The sequence below is a fragment of the Actinomadura craniellae genome, from assembly GCF_003289645.1.
Classification (GTDB): Bacteria; Actinomycetota; Actinomycetes; order Streptosporangiales; family Streptosporangiaceae; genus Actinomadura_D; species Actinomadura_D craniellae.
In genome coordinates this window covers 121,379-137,516 of sequence record NZ_QLYX01000002.1, presented here as the reverse complement: position 1 = coordinate 137,516, position 16,138 = coordinate 121,379, and the positions used below count along the sequence as shown (strand labels likewise).

At 73.7% G+C, this 16,138-nt stretch carries 15 protein-coding genes; 4 read left to right on the top strand and 11 right to left on the bottom strand.

Annotated features, from left to right (window positions below; genetic code table 11):
- Positions 1-570: 570 nt before the first annotated feature.
- A complete protein-coding gene (locus tag DPM19_RS04255; RefSeq protein WP_158566691.1) occupies positions 571-1,599 on the top strand; it encodes a methyltransferase in 1,029 nt (342 codons plus the stop codon).
- 29 nt (positions 1,600-1,628) lie between these two features.
- On the opposite strand, the gene DPM19_RS04250 is transcribed toward DPM19_RS04255, so the two are convergent.
- Both DPM19_RS04250 and DPM19_RS04245 read right to left on the bottom strand, forming a co-directional pair.
- Positions 1,629-2,075 (bottom strand): TIGR03667 family PPOX class F420-dependent oxidoreductase, encoded by a 447-nt coding sequence (locus DPM19_RS04250; RefSeq protein WP_111863482.1) that lies wholly within the window; start codon positions 2,073-2,075, stop codon positions 1,629-1,631.
- Positions 2,056-4,491 (bottom strand): lantibiotic dehydratase, encoded by a 2,436-nt coding sequence (locus DPM19_RS04245; RefSeq protein ID WP_111863481.1) that lies wholly within the window; start codon positions 4,489-4,491, stop codon positions 2,056-2,058. The genes DPM19_RS04250 and DPM19_RS04245 overlap by 20 nt, the downstream gene beginning before the upstream one ends.
- Before the next feature lie 142 nt (positions 4,492-4,633).
- Between DPM19_RS04245 and DPM19_RS04240 the strand changes: the two genes are divergently transcribed.
- Positions 4,634-5,803 carry a M20 family metallopeptidase gene (locus DPM19_RS04240; RefSeq protein ID WP_111863480.1) on the top strand — a complete coding sequence of 390 codons (1,170 nt, stop codon included), beginning with the start codon at positions 4,634-4,636 and terminating at the stop codon, positions 5,801-5,803.
- 20 nt (positions 5,804-5,823) lie between these two features.
- Here the strand turns inward: DPM19_RS04240 and DPM19_RS04235 are convergent, their stop codons facing one another.
- The 6 genes from DPM19_RS04235 to DPM19_RS04210 all read right to left on the bottom strand — a co-directional run bounded on the left by DPM19_RS04235 (position 5,824) and on the right by DPM19_RS04210 (position 9,947).
- A complete protein-coding gene (locus tag DPM19_RS04235; protein ID WP_146778736.1) occupies positions 5,824-6,600 on the bottom strand; it encodes a VOC family protein in 777 nt (258 codons plus the stop codon).
- Positions 6,590-7,294: a TetR/AcrR family transcriptional regulator gene (locus tag DPM19_RS04230; RefSeq protein WP_146778735.1), complete on the bottom strand. Its 705-nt coding sequence runs from the start codon at positions 7,292-7,294 to the stop codon at positions 6,590-6,592. The genes DPM19_RS04235 and DPM19_RS04230 overlap by 11 nt, the downstream gene beginning before the upstream one ends.
- Before the next feature lie 99 nt (positions 7,295-7,393).
- Positions 7,394-8,392 carry a zinc-dependent alcohol dehydrogenase family protein gene (locus DPM19_RS04225; protein ID WP_111863894.1) on the bottom strand — a complete coding sequence of 333 codons (999 nt, stop codon included), beginning with the start codon at positions 8,390-8,392 and terminating at the stop codon, positions 7,394-7,396.
- Between the two features lie 75 nt (positions 8,393-8,467).
- On the bottom strand, positions 8,468-8,737 hold the full coding sequence (locus DPM19_RS04220) for a helix-turn-helix domain-containing protein (protein ID WP_111863477.1): 270 nt from the start codon (positions 8,735-8,737) through the stop codon (positions 8,468-8,470).
- Positions 8,738-8,782: 45 nt separating this feature from the next.
- Complete coding sequence (locus DPM19_RS04215) at positions 8,783-9,748, bottom strand: PDR/VanB family oxidoreductase (RefSeq protein ID WP_111863476.1); 966 nt, start codon at positions 9,746-9,748, stop codon at positions 8,783-8,785.
- Positions 9,749-9,761: 13 nt separating this feature from the next.
- Positions 9,762-9,947, bottom strand: coding sequence for a hypothetical protein (locus tag DPM19_RS04210; RefSeq protein WP_111863475.1), 186 nt, complete (start codon positions 9,945-9,947; stop codon positions 9,762-9,764).
- A 203-nt stretch (positions 9,948-10,150) separates the two neighbouring features.
- Here DPM19_RS04210 and DPM19_RS04205 point away from each other — a divergent pair, with 203 nt between their 5' ends.
- Both DPM19_RS04205 and DPM19_RS04200 read left to right on the top strand, forming a co-directional pair.
- Complete coding sequence (locus tag DPM19_RS04205; RefSeq protein WP_111863474.1) at positions 10,151-10,945, top strand: alpha/beta fold hydrolase; 795 nt, start codon at positions 10,151-10,153, stop codon at positions 10,943-10,945.
- Positions 10,942-11,805 (top strand): gamma-glutamylcyclotransferase family protein, encoded by an 864-nt coding sequence (locus tag DPM19_RS04200; RefSeq protein WP_111863473.1) that lies wholly within the window; start codon positions 10,942-10,944, stop codon positions 11,803-11,805. Before DPM19_RS04205 ends, DPM19_RS04200 begins: the two co-directional genes overlap by 4 nt.
- A 102-nt stretch (positions 11,806-11,907) precedes the next feature.
- Here the strand turns inward: DPM19_RS04200 and DPM19_RS04195 are convergent, their stop codons facing one another.
- The 3 genes from DPM19_RS04195 to DPM19_RS04185 form a co-directional block, all read right to left on the bottom strand.
- On the bottom strand, positions 11,908-13,368 hold the full coding sequence (locus tag DPM19_RS04195) for an MFS transporter (protein WP_111863472.1): 1,461 nt from the start codon (positions 13,366-13,368) through the stop codon (positions 11,908-11,910).
- An 83-nt stretch (positions 13,369-13,451) separates the two neighbouring features.
- Positions 13,452-14,438: an NAD-dependent epimerase/dehydratase family protein gene (locus tag DPM19_RS04190; protein WP_111863893.1), complete on the bottom strand. Its 987-nt coding sequence runs from the start codon at positions 14,436-14,438 to the stop codon at positions 13,452-13,454.
- 40 nt (positions 14,439-14,478) lie between these two features.
- Entirely contained in the window at positions 14,479-16,083 is a 1,605-nt protein-coding gene (locus DPM19_RS04185) for a PP2C family protein-serine/threonine phosphatase (protein WP_111863471.1), read from the bottom strand.
- Positions 16,084-16,138: the final 55 nt, after the last annotated feature.

The following is a 16,138-nucleotide window of genomic DNA, read 5'->3' as shown; positions in this document are numbered from 1 at the left end:
TCTCCGGCGGGTCTTCGGGGGTGGTCGTCTCCGGGGGGCTCTGCAGGTCGGCCACGAGAATTCCTCCGATTCATCGGGCAGGGGGCGGGGGAGGCCGATGAATGGCATGCCAAAGGGCGGCGTGATCTGCGCGTGATAGTAAGTGGGCTGTTATCGTGCGCAGTACGACCGTTCCATGATCTGCGTTATCGACTTCCCCGTGCTGTCTGTCGGAAGTGAGTCCTAAAGGGGCTCCATCGCCATGGACGATCACTTCGGGTAACGAGCAACAGTCTCACCCGATGCGGCGCAGGGAGTCAACAGCATTCTTTGCCCTTTATTTTCCATTCAATTACGCAGTGCGCCCGGCGTGCACTCCTGGTGAGTTCACGCAGGACGGAAAGGTGTGACCCTCGGTAAGGTGGCACATAGTGGAAAGGTTAATGTCATCTATTGACAGAATTAGTTTGGTCTGCGCAACGAGATATTCGTGTACCGTCCATGGACAAGGATCGGACGGTTTCGCCGGATGGCCACCCCTAATGATTCGATGCGGCCGTCCCATAACCCGGTATGGCGGAGGGATGTCACGTGTTCCAGCCCGACCTCGCACAGCCGCAGGACCCCGAACAGCGGCTCCGGGCCATGGTGAGCGGCTACCGCCTGTCCCAGGTCGTCTACGCGGCCACCAAGCTCGGCGTCGCGGACGCGCTCGGCGCCGGCCCCCGGCCGGTCGGGGCCGTCGCGCGGGAGTGCGGGGCCGATCCCGGCGTCCTGGCGCGCGTCCTGCGGGTGCTCGCCGCCGCGGGCCTGGTCTCCCGCGAGGCGGACTCGGAGACGTACGCGCTCACCGGGACGGGCGCCCTGCTGCGCTCGGACGTTCCCGGCAGCCTGGCCTCGTGGGTCGTCACCGTCTCCGAGGAGCAATACGTCGCCTGGAGCCAGATCCTGCACACCGTCCGGACCGGTCGCCCGGCCTTCGACGTGGTGTACGGCGAGAGCTTCTGGGACAACCTCGCCGCCAACCCCGCGGCGGCCCGCGAGTACGCGGCGGGCATGTCCGCCTCGGTGCGCGAGACCTGCGAGTTCCTGCTCTCCCGGCGGGACTTCCGCGAGGTCTCCACCATCGCCGACGTCGGCGGCGGCGCGGGCGCCGTCGTGACCGAGCTGCTGCGCGCGCACCCGCACCTGACCGCGATCCTGCAGGACCTGCCCGACGCCGCGGCGGCGGCGCGCACCGGACTTGCCGCGGCGGGCATGGCCGATCGGTGCTCCATCGTGACCGGGAGTTTCCTGGAGTCGGTGCCGCCCGGCGCGGACGTCTACCTGCTGTGCCGCGTGCTCGCCGACTGGAACGACGCCGACGCGCAGGCGATCCTCGCCAACTGCCGGCGGGCCATGAACCCGCGCGCCCGGCTGATCGTCGCGGGTGGGCTGGCGAGCGACGCCGACCCCGCGGGCCGGAACATGCTGGACCTGCACCTGCTGGTGCTCACCGGCGGCCGGGAGCGCACCGCGGGCGAGACCGCGGCCCTGCTGGAGGCGGCCGGGTTCGCGGTGTCCGAGGTCGCCCACGCCGGGCACGGGCGGGTCAGCCTCGTCGAGGCCGTACCGGCCTGACCCGGCCAGACCCGGCCGGCGGGCCCGGCCTACCGCCCGCGCAGGGAGGTGGGCCGGATCCGCAGCGCGACCGGATGCGTGCGAGTAAACTCGCCGGGCCCGCCGAACACCCGGTCGATGGCCTCCCGGTACTTGGCGTGGTACTCGGGGACCTCCACCGCCGGCCGCGGCTCGGGGACCTGCTCCGCGACGCCGCCGAACACCACGATGTCGTGCCCCACCTCGTCGCCGTTGAAGTGCAGCGAGACCCGGGGACGGCGGAGCAGGTGCCGCATCCGCCGCGAGTCGGGCGAGGTGTAGATCAGGAAGGCGTCGCCGTCCCAGACGAACCAGACGGGGTTGGGCTGGGGGGTCCCGTCGTCGGCGACCGCGGTGAGCCAGACGACGCGTTCCTCGGCCAGCCGCCGGCGCACCCGCGCGCCGAACTCGGTGCCGGGATCGGGCAGGAGACGCGGGCTAGGCGCGTGAATCGTCATGAGGTCCCTTCGTACGGGCGCTGATCAGGCAGCCCAGGCGGAGTTCGGCGCACTGCGCCCGCCCGTCGACCCGCCACCACAGCTCTTCGGGTCCGGGCAGCATCTCGGTGATCACCAGTTCGCCCTCCCGCATGCGGGCGAGGTCGTCCACGCCCAGCGGGTCGGCGAAGTCGATGTACAGCGGTTTGGGTTCGGCGGGGTGGCGGACGAACACCCGCCGCGGCAGGCCGTGCTCGACGCGCAGGCGGTGCATCGCCGCCCAGCGCTCGACGGCCTCGGCCGCCGGGGTGCCAGGATGCCGCACCCGCCAGCGGGCCCGCTGGACGACCACGCCGTCGATCGTGATCCGGGGTGTGTGTGCGCCGATCTCGACGGTCAGGGGGGTGAGGGCGGGGAGCGCGAGGGCGCGGTGCAGCGGCGAGGACAGGTCGCCGGGGTAGAGCCGGCGGGGGGCGCCGCGGACGATCGCCGTCGTGGCGTCGGGTGGCACCGTGACCTCGCCGATCGGCACGGTCTCGGCGCGGGGCCGGGCCGACAGCCCGCTCAGCTCGATCGACGCTCCGGGCAGTTCGGGGGTGACGTGCGCGCTGCGTCGCCGCGACACGATCGTGGCCATGGTCTCGGCCGGGACGAGGTCGCGCACGGCGTCCTCGAACTCCCGCCACAGCAGGTCGGGACGGCTGTGCACGGTCCGCTCCAGCCCGCCGAAGACGGAACTGCAGTCGTCGTGGAGTTCGGCCAGCACCCAGGTCGCGGTCGCGAGGTCCTCGCCCACCGCCATCAGGTCCGGGCTCGGCAGGCACGGGTCGGCGCGGTCGGCCTCGGGGACCAGTTCCCACAGGTCGGCCACGGCGTCGGCGACGTCCTGGGAGGTGAGCGCGGCGACGCCGCCGGCGGCGTGCCCGTCCCGCACCAGGCCGGCGAGGGCCGCGCGCATCCGCTCGACGCGCGGCCACTGCGGCTCCAGCGCGGCCGCCGCCAGCCGGGCCAGCGGGGCGCCCTCCCCGCGCAGGGCGTAGCGGACGACCTCCCGGGCGTCCTCCCTGGCGAGGAGGGCGGCGAGGTAGGTCATCGGGAGCACCGCGTCGAGGGCGCGGCGGAGCCCGTCGAGGGCCGGGCCGCCGATCGTCACGCGCTCGCTGTACGGGCTCGACCAGTCCTCGTGGAAGACCTCGCGGTCGGCGTAGTGCCTGCCCTCCAGGTCGGGACGCTCCCCGAGCCCGGCGATCACCTCCTCCGCGGCGGTGTGCCGGTCCGCGCGGGCGGGCCAGGGCTCGGCGGCGTAGACGTTCCGGACCGACCGCAGGGCCGTGGCGGGACCGTCGGGCCGGTCGGCCGCCGCCAGGGCGTCCAGGGCGTGCAGTTCGGTGGCCGCGGACCGGTGACCGGAAACGGTCAGCAGCCGGCTCAGCCTGCGCAGGGCGTCGAGCAGCGCCTCCTCGCCGATCCCGGCGTCGCGGGCGATCTCCCCGAGGGGCCGGCCGTCGGCGCCCTCCCACAGCTGCAGCAGGTCGGCGGGGACCTTGAGGCGGCGCCCGTCGACCGTCCGCTCCAGGATGTCCTTTCCCGGTAGCCGGCGGAACGTCGGGTCCCGCCAGGCCCGGCGCCCGGCGAGGGGCGTGATCGAGGTCAGGTGCCGTTCCAGCAGGTCGACGGCCCAGACGCTGGCCTCGACGGACACCCTCGGGGGGCCGGGCCGGCCCACGTGCAGCGGCTCGGCCTGGTCGGGGGAGAAACGGCCGAACAGGGTCGGCCCGGAGAACGCCACGGTCTCGCACCTGGTGGTGAACCGCCGCAGGTAGCGGTGGGCGGTGGCCAGCCTGCGCCGGGCCGCGCGCGGCGGGCCGGCACCGTTGCCGAGCCGGTCGGTGAGCGGGCCGGAGGCCAGCGCGTTGCGGTAGAACCCCGGGTTGGACAGGAACACCGCGTGGCGCAGCGACGGCTCGTCGAAGGCCCGCGCGACCTGCCGGTACGCGTCGGACGACGCGGCCGCCAGCTCCTGTGCGGCCTTCGTGCGCGCGGTGTCCCGCCGGCCGAGCAGGAGGTTCCACTCCTCCGCCCACCGGGTGACGCCGGCCGCGGTCAGCGCCCGGTTCGCCCGGTCGTCCAGCGGGTCGCCGGACTCGATCCGCCGGTAGGCCCGGAGGAGCTCGCGGAAGGGTGCGGGGGCACGTTCGGGATCGCTCTTGGCGACCCGGCGCAGCGCGGGCCAGTGCTCGTCGAGGAACTCCCTTTCATGGGTGTTCAACGCCCGTTCCATGACGATCAGCTCGTCGGCCATATCGAGGAGACGGGCGCTGGAAAGCGCGTCGACCAGCTCGATCGGATGGCCTGGGGCGCGTACCAAAAACCATGGCAACAATCGCACGTCGAGAAGTACGGGTCCGGCCTGGACAGTCCATTCGACAGCAGTCATCGACCCTCCCTGTCGTGCCGTCAGTGTAAGCGCACGCGTCCCTTTGGGCGCGGTACGTGAAAGTGCATATCATCCGTATGCACAAAGCGGCGAAACTGTCAATCCTTGAACCTGTGAAGGCTGGAAATTATCGTCGCTTGTCGTGTCTCCAAGGGATCGTTGCCGAGTTTCGGTCGAGCGAAATGCCGCCGAGCTGATCACATTGTCGCGAAGCCTGCATGCGGAGCCGGAAACTGCGTTCCAGGAATTCCGCAGCGCGGAAAAGGTCGCCAGAGTGCTGGAGGACGGAGGTTTTCGCGTCGAGCGCGGTGCGGGCGGCCTGCCGACCGCGTTCACCGCCACCTACGGCTCCGGCCGGCTGGTGGCCGGACTGTGCGCCGAGTACGACGCCCTGCCCGGGATGGGGCACGCCTGCGGGCACAACATCATCGCCGCCGCCTCGGCGGGGGCGGCCCTGGCCCTGCGCGAGGTCGCCGACGAACTGGACCTGACCGTCAAGCTGCTCGGAACCCCCGCCGAGGAGAGCGGCGGAGGGAAGATCGCCCTGCTGGAGCAGGGTGTGTTCGACGACGTCGCGATGGCGATGATGGTCCACCCGTCGCCCGACGAGGTGGGGGCCCCGGCATCGCTGGCGATCATGGACCTCCGGGTGCGGTTCTCGGGCCGGGCGTCGCACGCCGCGCTCGCCCCGCATCTGGGGGTCAACGCCGCCGACGCGCTGACCATCGCGCAGGTCGCCGTCGGCCTGCTGCGCCAGCACCTCGAACCGGGGCAGCTGGTGCACGGGATCGTCACCGACGCCGGTGCGGCGCCGAACATCGTCCCGGCCGAGGCCGGCGCGCTGTTCGAGTTGCGCGCGCCGGACGTGGCGGCGCTGCACCGGCTGGAGACCCGGGTCCGGGCCTGCCTGGCGGCCGGGGCGATGGGGACCGGCTGCACCCACGAGGTCGATCATGTCTCCCCGATCTATGCCGAACTCACCTGCGACGGATGGCTGGCGGACGCCTACTGCACCGCGGTCGCCGAACTCGGGCGCCGCCCGCTCCGGCCGGCGGAGGGCCGGCCCCGGATCGCCGCCGGCACCGACATGGGCAACGTTTCCCGGGTGCTGCCGGTCGTCCATCCCACCATCGCGATCGACTGCGGTGACGCGGTCAACCACCAGCCCGAGTTCGCCGCGGCGTGCGCGACACCGTCGGCGGACCGGGCCGTGCTGGACGGCGCCCTGGCCCTCGCCTGGACCGCTGTCGCCGCGGCCGCCGACGAGGAAGAGCGCGCCCGACTGCTGGACGGGGTCGCCCGGCGGGCGTGACAGCCCGCCGGGCGCCGTCGCTACCGGCGGGTGCGCTTGGATTCGTCGATGATCGCGAAGGTCGCCCCCGTGACGTCCGCGACCAGTGCCGCGCGGCCCGCCGGGATGTCGAAGGGCTCCTTGGCGAGCTTCCCGCCGAGTTCGACCGCGCGCTCGGCGAGCTTGTCGGTGCCGATCTGCGGATCGACGCCGATGTAGACCAGCCAGTGCGGTGGGACCTCGGCGGGGAAGTCGGGCCCCATCACCATCCGGCCGAGGCGCGGCGGCCCGTCGAGGGACCAGACGACGTAGTCGAAGTGCTGGCCGTCACCGATCTGCTCGCCCTGGTAGCCGTGGAGACCGGGGTAGAACCCGTCGGCGGCCGCGGCGTCGCGGACGTTCAGTTCGCTCCAGACCAGGCTGCCCGGGGATCCGGAGTGGAAGGACCACGGGATCGTGGGCTGCCAGAACCCGACGACCGCGCCCGCGGGGTCGGCGGCCACCAGGACCTTCCCCTGGCCCGGCGCCTCGCCCTCGTGGACGACCTGGCCGCCCGCGCTCGTCACCGCCTTCTTGGTGGCCGCCGTGTCGCCGGTGTGCAGGTACAGCGACCAGACGGACGGCTGGCCGGGCGCGCTGGGGCGCAGGCCCGCCACGATCCGCCCGTCCTGGACCGCGTAGGTGTAGTGCCCGGTGGGGTCGAGTTCCTCGTCGAAGCCCCAGCCGAACAGCCCGGCGTAGAAGTCCTTGCTGGCGTCGCGGTCCTGGACCGTGACGTCGATCAGCACCGGTGTTCCCGGAGCGATGTCATGTGTCACTTCGATCTTCTCCTGTACTGGTGTGGTCGTGCTCCTGTGGAACGGTGTTCGGGTGGGCGGCCCCGTCGCCCCGGGGCACCCGGTCGGCGTCGAGCCCGAGCACGGCGGCGACCTGGGTGATCGCCACATCGCGGACTCCGGCCTGGTCGAAGTACGGGTGGTCGAGGACGCGGGGGATGATGAGCCCGTCGAGGAGGGCGACGACGGCGGTGACGATGTCCTCCGGCCTGCCCCGGGGCCGGAAGTCCCCGGACTCGACGCCCTCGCGCACGGCCTTCGCGAAGGCCCCGCGGTAGCGCTCCTGAATGGAGACGCTGTGCGTGCGCAGTTCCGGGTCGTGGGCCGAGGCGTGCCAGAACTCCAGCAGCATCCGCCATGTGGTGGCGGAGAGCGGCGCGAGCCCGCGGTCGAGCAGCGCCAGGATCCGCTCCCACGGGTCCGCGGCCCCGGCGGCGATCTGTTCGAGGACGGCGACCTCGGTCTCGGTGGAGTGGTAGAGCGCCTCGATCAGCATGTCGTCGCGTGAGCCGAAGTAGAACTGCAGCGTGCTGACCGCGACCCCGGCCGCCTCGGCGACATCGCTGAACCGCGTCTTCTCGTAGCCGCGTTCGGCGAGAACGCGCGCCGCCACCTCCAGCGCGTTCCTGCGGCGATCCTTGCCCGCGCGCCGTTGGCGTTTGCCCGCTGCCGTCAACTGCCCTCCCTTGGACGAGTACCACGATACTGTATGACCATACGGTAGCAAGAAACCGTAACTGACAACCGGATGAACTCCGACCAGTCCGCGGGACCCTCAGCCGGGGACCAGGACGGCCGCCCCGTTGATCCGGTCGGCGGCGAGGTCGGCCAGGGCCCGGTCGGCGTCCGCCAGCGCGTACGGCACGGTGCTGACCGCCAGCGGCAGCCGGCCCGCGAGCCGCAGGAACTCCGCGCCGTCCGCGCGGGTGTTGGCGGTGACCGAGCGGACCTGCCGCTCCTGGAACAGGTGCCGCCGGTAGTCCAGGGTCGGCACGTCCGTCAGGTGGATGCCCGCGATCGCCAGCGTGCCGCCGCGGTCGAGCCGTTCCAGCGCGGCGGGGACCAGACCCCCGGCGGGGGCGAACACGATCGCCGAGTCGAGCGGTTCGGGCGGGGGGTCGAAGGAGTCCCCGGCCGAGTCGGCGCCCAGGCGCAGCGCCAGGTCCCGCGCGGCGGGGGACCGGGTGAAGACGTGCACCGCGGCGCCCTCGGCCAGCGCGATCTGGGCGGTCAGGTGGGCCGACCCGCCGAACCCCCAGATGCCCAGCCGCCCGCCCGGCGGCAGCGCGGCCCGGCGCAGCGCCCGGTAGCCGATGATGCCCGCGCACAGCAGCGGCGCCAACTCCACGTCGCCGCGCCCCTCGGGCAGGTCGTACACGTAGGCGTCGCGGGCGACGGCGTGGTCGGCGTAGCCGCCGTGCACGTCCCACCCGGTGTAGACCGAGCGGGGGCAGAGGTTCTCGTCGCCCCGCCGGCAGTACGGGCAGCGCCCGCAGGTGCTCCGCAACCAGGCGACGCCGACCCGGTCGCCGGGGGAGTGGGCGCAGCCGGGCCCGGCGGCCGCCACCTCGCCGACGATCTCGTGGCCGGGGGTCACCCCGGGCAGGTGGACGGGCAGGTCGCCCTCGGCGACGTGCAGGTCGGTGCGGCACACCCCGCAGGCCCGCACCCGCACCAGCAGCTCGCCCGGCCCCGGCTCGGGCACCTCGCGTTCGACCAGGCCGATCGGCTTCCCGGCCATCGGCCCCGGAGCCGCCACGCTCCACGCCCGCACGCTTCCACCGTACGTCGGCGCGCCGCCGCGGCGCACCGGACGACGATCAGCGAGGGCCGGGCCGGGGTGTGCCGGTCATGCCGGGGTGGACAGCGGTGGCTCCTCCGCATGGCTGATCGTCGCCAGGGTGTCCAGGGAGATCCCGAGCACGGTCGCCAGCGCCGCCACCGTGAAGAAGGACGGTGTCGGCGCGCGGCCCGTCTCGATCTTGCGGAGCGTCTCGGCCGAGATGCCCGCCGCCGCGGCGACCTGCACCATGCTCGTCTCGCCGCGGGCCTGACGGAGCAGGGCTCCCAGGCGTTCGCCGCGCTGGTGATCGAGTGCAGTCAAGGGCGTGCGCACCATGCCTGAATAGTAATGTCCGCCCCGCGCCCGGCGCGCTGCACGGCGTCAGAACTCCAGGACCAACTTCGGGCCCGCGGCGCGCGACACGCACGGGAACATCGTGTCGTGGGCGGCGCGCTCCTCCTCGGTCAGCAGCGAGTCCCGGTGGTCCACCTCGCCGCCGAGCACGACCGTCTCGCACGTGCCGCAGGTGCCCTCCCGGCACGACGACAGGATCGGGACCCCCGCGGCCTCCAGGACCTCCAGCACCGAGCGGCCGGGGGGCACCGTCAGCGTCACGCCGGTACCGGCCAGCTCGACCTCGAAGGACTCCGCCCGTACCGGCTCGCCGGCGTCCACGGGGGTGAACCGCTCGACGCGCAGCGTTCCCGGCGGCCGTCCCGCGCACCGCTCCTCGACGGCGTCGAGCAGGGACGCCGGGCCGCAGCAGTAGACGAGCGCGCCGTCGGCCGGGGCGCCGAGCAGCGCGTCCAGGTCCAGCGGCCCGCACCGGTCCTGGGGGTGGACGGTGACCCGGTCGCCGTGCTCGGCGCGCAACTCGTCCGCGAACGCCATCGACGCCGCGGTGCGCCCCCCGTAGGCCAGCCGCCACCGCGCTCCGGCGGCCTGCGCCGCGGCCACCATCGGCAGCAGCGGGGTGATGCCGATTCCGCCGGCGATGAAGAGGTAGCGTGCGGCGGGCTCCAGGGCGAAGTGGTTGCGCGGCCCGCGCGCCCGCACCCGGGTGCCCGGCCGCAGCCGGTCGTGGACGAGCGCCGACCCGCCCCGGCCGGCCGGCTCCCGCAGCACGGCGATCCGCCAGCCCGTGCGGTCGGCCGGGTCGCCGCACAGCGAGTACTGCCGGACGACGCCGCCGGCCAGGACCAGGTCGACGTGCGCCCCCGGCTCCCAGACGGGCAGCTCGCCGCCGTCCGGCGCCCGCAGGTCCAGGGCCACGACGCCCTCGGCGGCCTCGCGCCGGTCGTGCACCACGAGCTCGAACCCGGCGTCGCCCGTCACGATCGGCTCCATGCCCGCTCCGGCCTCACTCGCCCGGCTCCCCACCGGTGGCGGGACGGTGACCGTCGGGATGGGCGAGCAGCCACTCCCACACCTCGACCGGACCGTCGGCCCGGCGCTCGGCGCCGCAGTGGCAGACGCCCAGCAGCCGGTCGCCGCCGGGCCGCCACTCCACCCGCAGCACGCCACGGCCGGTGGGCTCCGCCGTCATCGTCGGCTCCTCTCCAGTCCGGCGGGCGCGGAACCGGGAGGACGCCGGACGCCCGCTGCGGACCATGGTGCGGCAGGGCCGGCCGGCCGGCACCCGCCCTTTCCGGATACCGGAAGCGGACCTCGCACGGCACCGCCGGAAAATGTCCCCCGCGTTTCCTAGGCTGGGTCCAGGGACACCCCGCCGAGAGGAACGGAGCGGTCGTGCACAAGGTGACTTCGCCGGACGGCACCTCCATCGCCTACGAGCGGTTCGGCACGGGCCCGCCGCTCATCCTGGTGGCCGGCGCGCTGTGCGACCGGGCCGTGATCCGCCCGCACGCCGAGCGGCTGGGCGAGCGGTTCACCGCGGTCTGCTACGACCGGCGCGGCCGGGGCGACAGCGGTGACACCGCGCCGTACGAGGTCGAGCGCGAGATCGGGGACCTCGGCGCGCTCGTCGCCGAGGTCGGGGGAGCGGCGGCGGTGTACGGCCACTCCTCGGGCGCGGGTCTCGCCCTGCACGCGGCGGCGGCCGGCCTGCCCATCACCGCGCTCGTCCTGCACGAGCCGCCCTACACGCCCGACGAGGCCGAAGACCGGCACGTCGCGCGGGAGTACGCCCGCGAGCTCGAATCCCTGCTGGCCGCCGGCCGCCGCGGCGACGCGGCCGCCCTGTTCATGGCGACGGTGGGCACGCCGCCCGAGGTGATCGACGGGATGCGCGCCGAGCCGTGGTGGGCGGGTGCCGAGGCGATGGCGCCCACGCTCGCCTACGACTCCGCGGTCATGGGCGACCTGACCAGGGGCGGCACGGTGCCGGGTGAACTGCTCGGCAAGGTGGCCGCGCCCACCCTCGTGCTGTGCGGCGGGGCGAGCTACGGATGGATGATCGACATGGGCCGGCGGATCGCGGCGGCCCTGCCCGATGGGCGGTACCGCGTTCTGGACGGGCACGAGCACGTGGTGCCCCCCGAGGAGCTCGCCCCGGTGCTGGCGGAGTTCCTCCCGGGCCGATGACCCGGCGGCGCCCGGACCGGGCAGGCGAACGGGGCGGCGGATCGCCGCCCGGGCGCCGTGCGGTCATCGAGTTCGGCGCCGCCCCCGCCACCGTCCCGCTCGACTATCCGGGCCGGACGCCGGACGGCCCTGCCGCCGTCCTGTCCGGCCGCTTCCTGTACGAGGTGTGCCCCGCCGCGGCCCCGGTCGGCCGCTGGACGGTCGGGACCGGGGGAGACGTGCCGCTGGACGAGTTCCTGGCACGGGCCGGCGGGGCGCCGATCGGTGCGCGGTACCCGGTCCTGGCGGTGGGGTCCAACGCCAGTCCCGCCCAGCTCCACCGCAAGTTCGCCCGGGCCGGGGTGCGCCCGCTTGTGCCGATCACGGCCGTACGGGTGTCCGGGGTGATCGCCGGCGTCTCCGCGCACGTCAACCGCGCCGGGTACGTGCCCGCCACCCCGGTCGCCGTTCCTGGAGAGGTCTCAGATCTGCACCTGATCTGGCCGGACGACGCCGCGCTCGCCGTGCTGGACGCCACCGAGCCGAACTACCACCGCGTCCGGTTGCCGGCCCGGCACCCCGTGCGCCTGCCCGGCGGCTCCCCGGACGTCCCGCGCTGCTGGGTGTACGCGTCCCGGCACGGCTGCGTCGTCGAGCGGGGGTCCGGCCGTCCCCGCCGGCTCACCGACCAGCCGTCCCTGATCGCGGCGCTGCTGGCGGACCTTCCCGAACTCGCCGCGGCGGTCGGCGCCGCCCCGGAGTCGTTCGTGGCGGCGGTGGACGACCGGGTCTTCGGCGACCGCGTACGGAGGTCGCTCGCCGCCGGAGGACTGACCCGGTTCCAGCCCGGATTCACCGTTCCTGCCGGGCATTCGAATTGACCGGCCTACCGGGACACGACCTCGCCCGCCTGCGGCGGACCGACCTGTGATCCTTCGGCATCCGAGGTGCCACGGCGCACCGGGATGCCGAAGGGTCACAGGTCAGCTCGCCGCGGTCAGCGGTTTGGCGATGTCCTCCAGGCTTCTGCGTTCGGCCTTCACCGCGAAGAGGAGCGCGACGATCCCGGCGGCGATCATCAGGACGGCGCCGATGACGAAGGCGAGCGCGGTGTCGCCGGGCCGTCCGGTCTCGACGAGCTTGGAGAAGAGCAGCGGGCCGGTGATCCCGCCGACCGCCGTGCCGATCGCGTAGAAGAACGCGATGGCCATCGCGCGGGTCTCCATCGGGAAGATCTCGCTGACCGTCAGGTAGGCCGAACTGGCGCCGGTGGAGGCGAAGAACAGCACCACGCACCAGCAGGCGGTCAGCGTGGTGGCGGTGAGATGCCCCTGGCCGAACAGGTACGCCGTGCCCAGCAGCAGGACGCCGGACAGGATGTACGTCCCCGCGATCATCGGCTTGCGGCCGACCGTGTCGAACAGCGGCGCCAGGATCAGCGGTCCGAGGAAGTTGCCGATCGCGATGACGGCGAAGTAGTAGCCGGTGTAGGTGTCCACCCCGAAGAACTTCGTCAGGATCTGGGCGTACCCGAAGGTGATGGCGTTGTAGAGGAACGCCTGCCCGACGAACAGCGAGAAACCCAGGATCGTCCGCCGGGGATACCGGGTCACCATGGTGCGGGCGATCTCCCCGAACCCGATGGTCTTGCGCTGGTGGATGTCGATGCTCCGCTCGGGCTCCGCGAGCCGGTCGCCGGTCTCCCGCTCGACCTGCCGCTCCATCCCGCCGACCACCCGTTCGGCCTGCTCGGTATGGCCATGGATGATCAGCCAGCGCGGGCTCTCCGGGACGTTCCGCCGGACGAGCAGGATGACCAGGCCCAGCACCACGCCGAGCCCGAACGCCAGCCGCCAGCCGACGCCGGTGGAGAACTCGTTGAGCAGCGGCACGGTCAGCAGCGCGCCGCCCGCGGCGCCCAGCCAGTACGAGCCGTTGATGACGATGTCGACGCGCCCGCGGTGTTTGCTCGGGATCAGCTCGTCGATGGCGGAGTTGATCGCGGCGTACTCGCCGCCGATCCCGAACCCGGTGATGAACCGGCACAGGAAGAACCACCACGGCGTCCACGCCAGGGCGGTGAGGGCGGTGCCCGCCAGGTACACGGCCAGCGTGATGATGAAGAGTTTCTTGCGGCCGAACCGGTCGGTGAGCCGGCCGAAGAACAGCGCGCCGATACAGGCTCCGGCGACGTAGAGGGCCGCGCCCGGCCCGGCGATCTGCGCCTGGGTGATGTCCAGGCCGCTGCCGGGCTTGGCGATCTGTCCCGAGATGTTGCCGACGATCGTGACTTCGAGACCGTCGAGGATCCAGACGGTGCCGAGGCCGATGAGGATCATCCAGTGCGGGCGGGACCACGGCAACCGGTCGAGCCGGGCCGGGATCTTGGTGCGCACCACTCCGGCCTGGGGCGGGCCCGTCGGCGGCGGGGACGTCGGGGTCATGCTCTTCCTTTCGTTCCCCCGACGGATAACCGCCGCTGACCGGTCGAAACACCGAGGGCCAGGACCTGCGCCGCAGGGACGGCTCAGCCGGCCAGCAGCTTCGCCTCCACCGCGGGGTCGAGGCCGACGGGCGGCCGGTCGGGGCGCAGCGGCGGCTCGCCGCCCAGGTCCTCCAGCCAGGCCCAGGTGTCGGCCACCGTCTCGGCGACCGGGCGGCACCGCAACCCGGCCGCGAGCGCCTTGGACACGTCCGCCCCGTGCATGGCGTCGCGCAGTTCGCCCGGCGGCAGCCAGATCGGCAGGTCGGTCCACGGCTGCACGCCGGCCGCCAGGATCGGTCCGGGGTCGGTCCAGCGCAGCTCCGCCGCGCCGCCGGTCACCGCCGCACAGGCTTCGAGCAGTTCCCGCAGGGTGGTACGGCCGGGCGGGCAGACCAGGTCGTAGGGCCCGCCGAGCCCGCGCGCGGCGGCGTCCAGGCTCCAGCCGGCGAGGTCGCGGGCGTCGATGTACTGCACCGTGGCGTCGGCCGGGCCGGGGGCGAGGACCGGCCCGCCCCGGGCGATCCGGTGCAGCCACCAGGGCAGCCGTCCGATGTTCTCGTACGGCCCCAGCACCAGCCCCGCCCGGGCCAGCAGGGCGCGGTCGCCGAACGCCGCGACGGCGGCCGACTCCCCGCCGGCCTTGAGCCGGGCGTACTCCACCGAGCCGTCGTCGTCCGGGGACGCCTCGACCAGCGGCGCGCCCTCGGCGGCCCCGGCCGGGGGCGGGAACGCGTACACCGACCGGCTCGACACGTACACGTAGCGCCCGGCCCGATCCGCCAGCAGCGCCGCCGTGTCGCGTACCGCGGCCGGCGCCCACGACCAGGTGTCGACCACCACGTCCCATTCACCGCGGCCGAGCGCGGCGAGCCCACCGGCCGCGGTACGGTCGCCGCGCAGCGCCGTCACCCCGGCGGGCGCCGCGTGCGTGCCCCGGTTGAAGACGCTCACCGTCCAGTCCCGGGCCAGCCCCGCCGCGACGTAGGCCCGTCCGACGAATTCGGTACCGCCCAGTATCAGCAGTTTCATGCCGTCCACTGTGGCCCGTGCGGATCACCCCCGGAACGCTTCACGCGCAGGGCGTAATGGCGGGCCGGTCCGGATCAGGTGCCGCGGGGCGGGCCAGGAGCAGGGAGATGTCGTCGTCGCCCCGCCGGTGCCGGAGGGTGTCGAGGACGGCGTCGGCGGCGGACTCCAGGCAGCCGCGGTGCGGGGTGAGGGATTCCCGCAGCGCGGCGATCCCGGTCTCCAGATCGTGCCGGCGGCTCTCGATCAGGCCGTCGGTGTAGAGGACGAGCGTCGCGCCGGGCGGGATCTCCAACTCGGTGGTCTCGTAGCCGGTCCCGACGCCGGTGTCCCCGACACCGAGGGGAAGCCCCGGCGGGTGGTCCAGGACCCGCGTGGTGCCGTCCGGCAGCGCCAGCAGCGGCGGCGGGTGCCCGGCGCCGGAGATCCGGCAGCGCCGGGTGGTGGGGGAGCAGACGACGTAGAGACAGGTGGCGAACTGGGCCGCGGTCAGCCCCTGAGCGATCTTGTCGAGCCGGGTCAGCACCTCGTGCGGCGGCAGGTCGAGGCCGGCCAGGGTGTGCGCGGCGACGCGCAACTGCCCCATCGCCGCAGCGGCCGTCACCCCGTGCCCCATCGCGTCGCCGATGACGAGGGCGACGTCGCCGCCGGGCAGCGGGACGACGTCGTACCAGTCGCCGCCGACCTCGGTGACGTCGTCGGCGGGCAGGTAGCGGTGCGCGACCTCCAGCGCGTCCGGCACGGTGATCTGCGCGGGCAGCAGGCTTGCGCGCAGGGTGACCGCCGTGCGGTGCTCGCGCCGGTACAGCCGCGCGTTGTCGACGCAGACCGCGGCGCGCCCGGCCAGTTCCACCGCCAGGCGGGTGTCGGCGGGGGCGAAGGGAGGGCGGGGCCGCTTGCGGCTGAAGAGGGCGAAGCCCAGGGTCCGGCCGCGGGCCGTCAGCGGCACGGTCAGCAGGGAGGCGTGGTCGCGGACCTCGGCCAGGTGCCGTCCGGTGCGGTGTGTGATGAGGTCGCCGACGTCCGCTCCGGTGCACAGCACCGGGTGGCCGGTGGCCACGCATTCGGCGTACGGGCTGCCGGCCGGATGGACGATCACCTCGTCGACGGGGAACACGTCGCTCCAGTCGTCCGGATCGTCCGCGGCGAGCACGATGGCCAGCCGGCGCACCACGATGCGGCCGTCGGCCTCCCGGCGCGGGGAGTCCTCGTCGGCCAGCAGCCGTTCCAGCACGTAGACGCCGCCGGCGTCGGCGAAGCGCGGCACCGCGACCTCGACGATCTCCCGGGCGGTACGGCCGAGATCGAGCGTGGAGCCGATCCGGTCGGCGGCCTCGTTCAGCAGTTCCAGGCCGCCGGGGATCCCGGGGATCATCGTGAGGAGGACCGAGACGCGCCCGTCGCGCAGCAACGGTTCGCAGACCAGCCGCACCCCGGCGGGGCAGGTGTCGTGCCAGGTCCCGCCCGTTGTCGCGAGCGCGAGCCCCTGCTCCAGCGCGGGGTGGTCGAGCAGGTCCCGGACGTCGCGCCCGAGGGCTTGCCCGGCGGGGAGGCCGAGCAACCGTTCGGCCCCGGAGCTCCAGCCGGTCACCCGGCCCTCGGGGCCGAGCACCACGGTGGCCGGGAACGGCCAACCTGCCGCTTCCACCGCGGTGCGCCTCGCCTCCGTGCGGAAATGTGCCAGAGAACTATCCCGTCGCCTG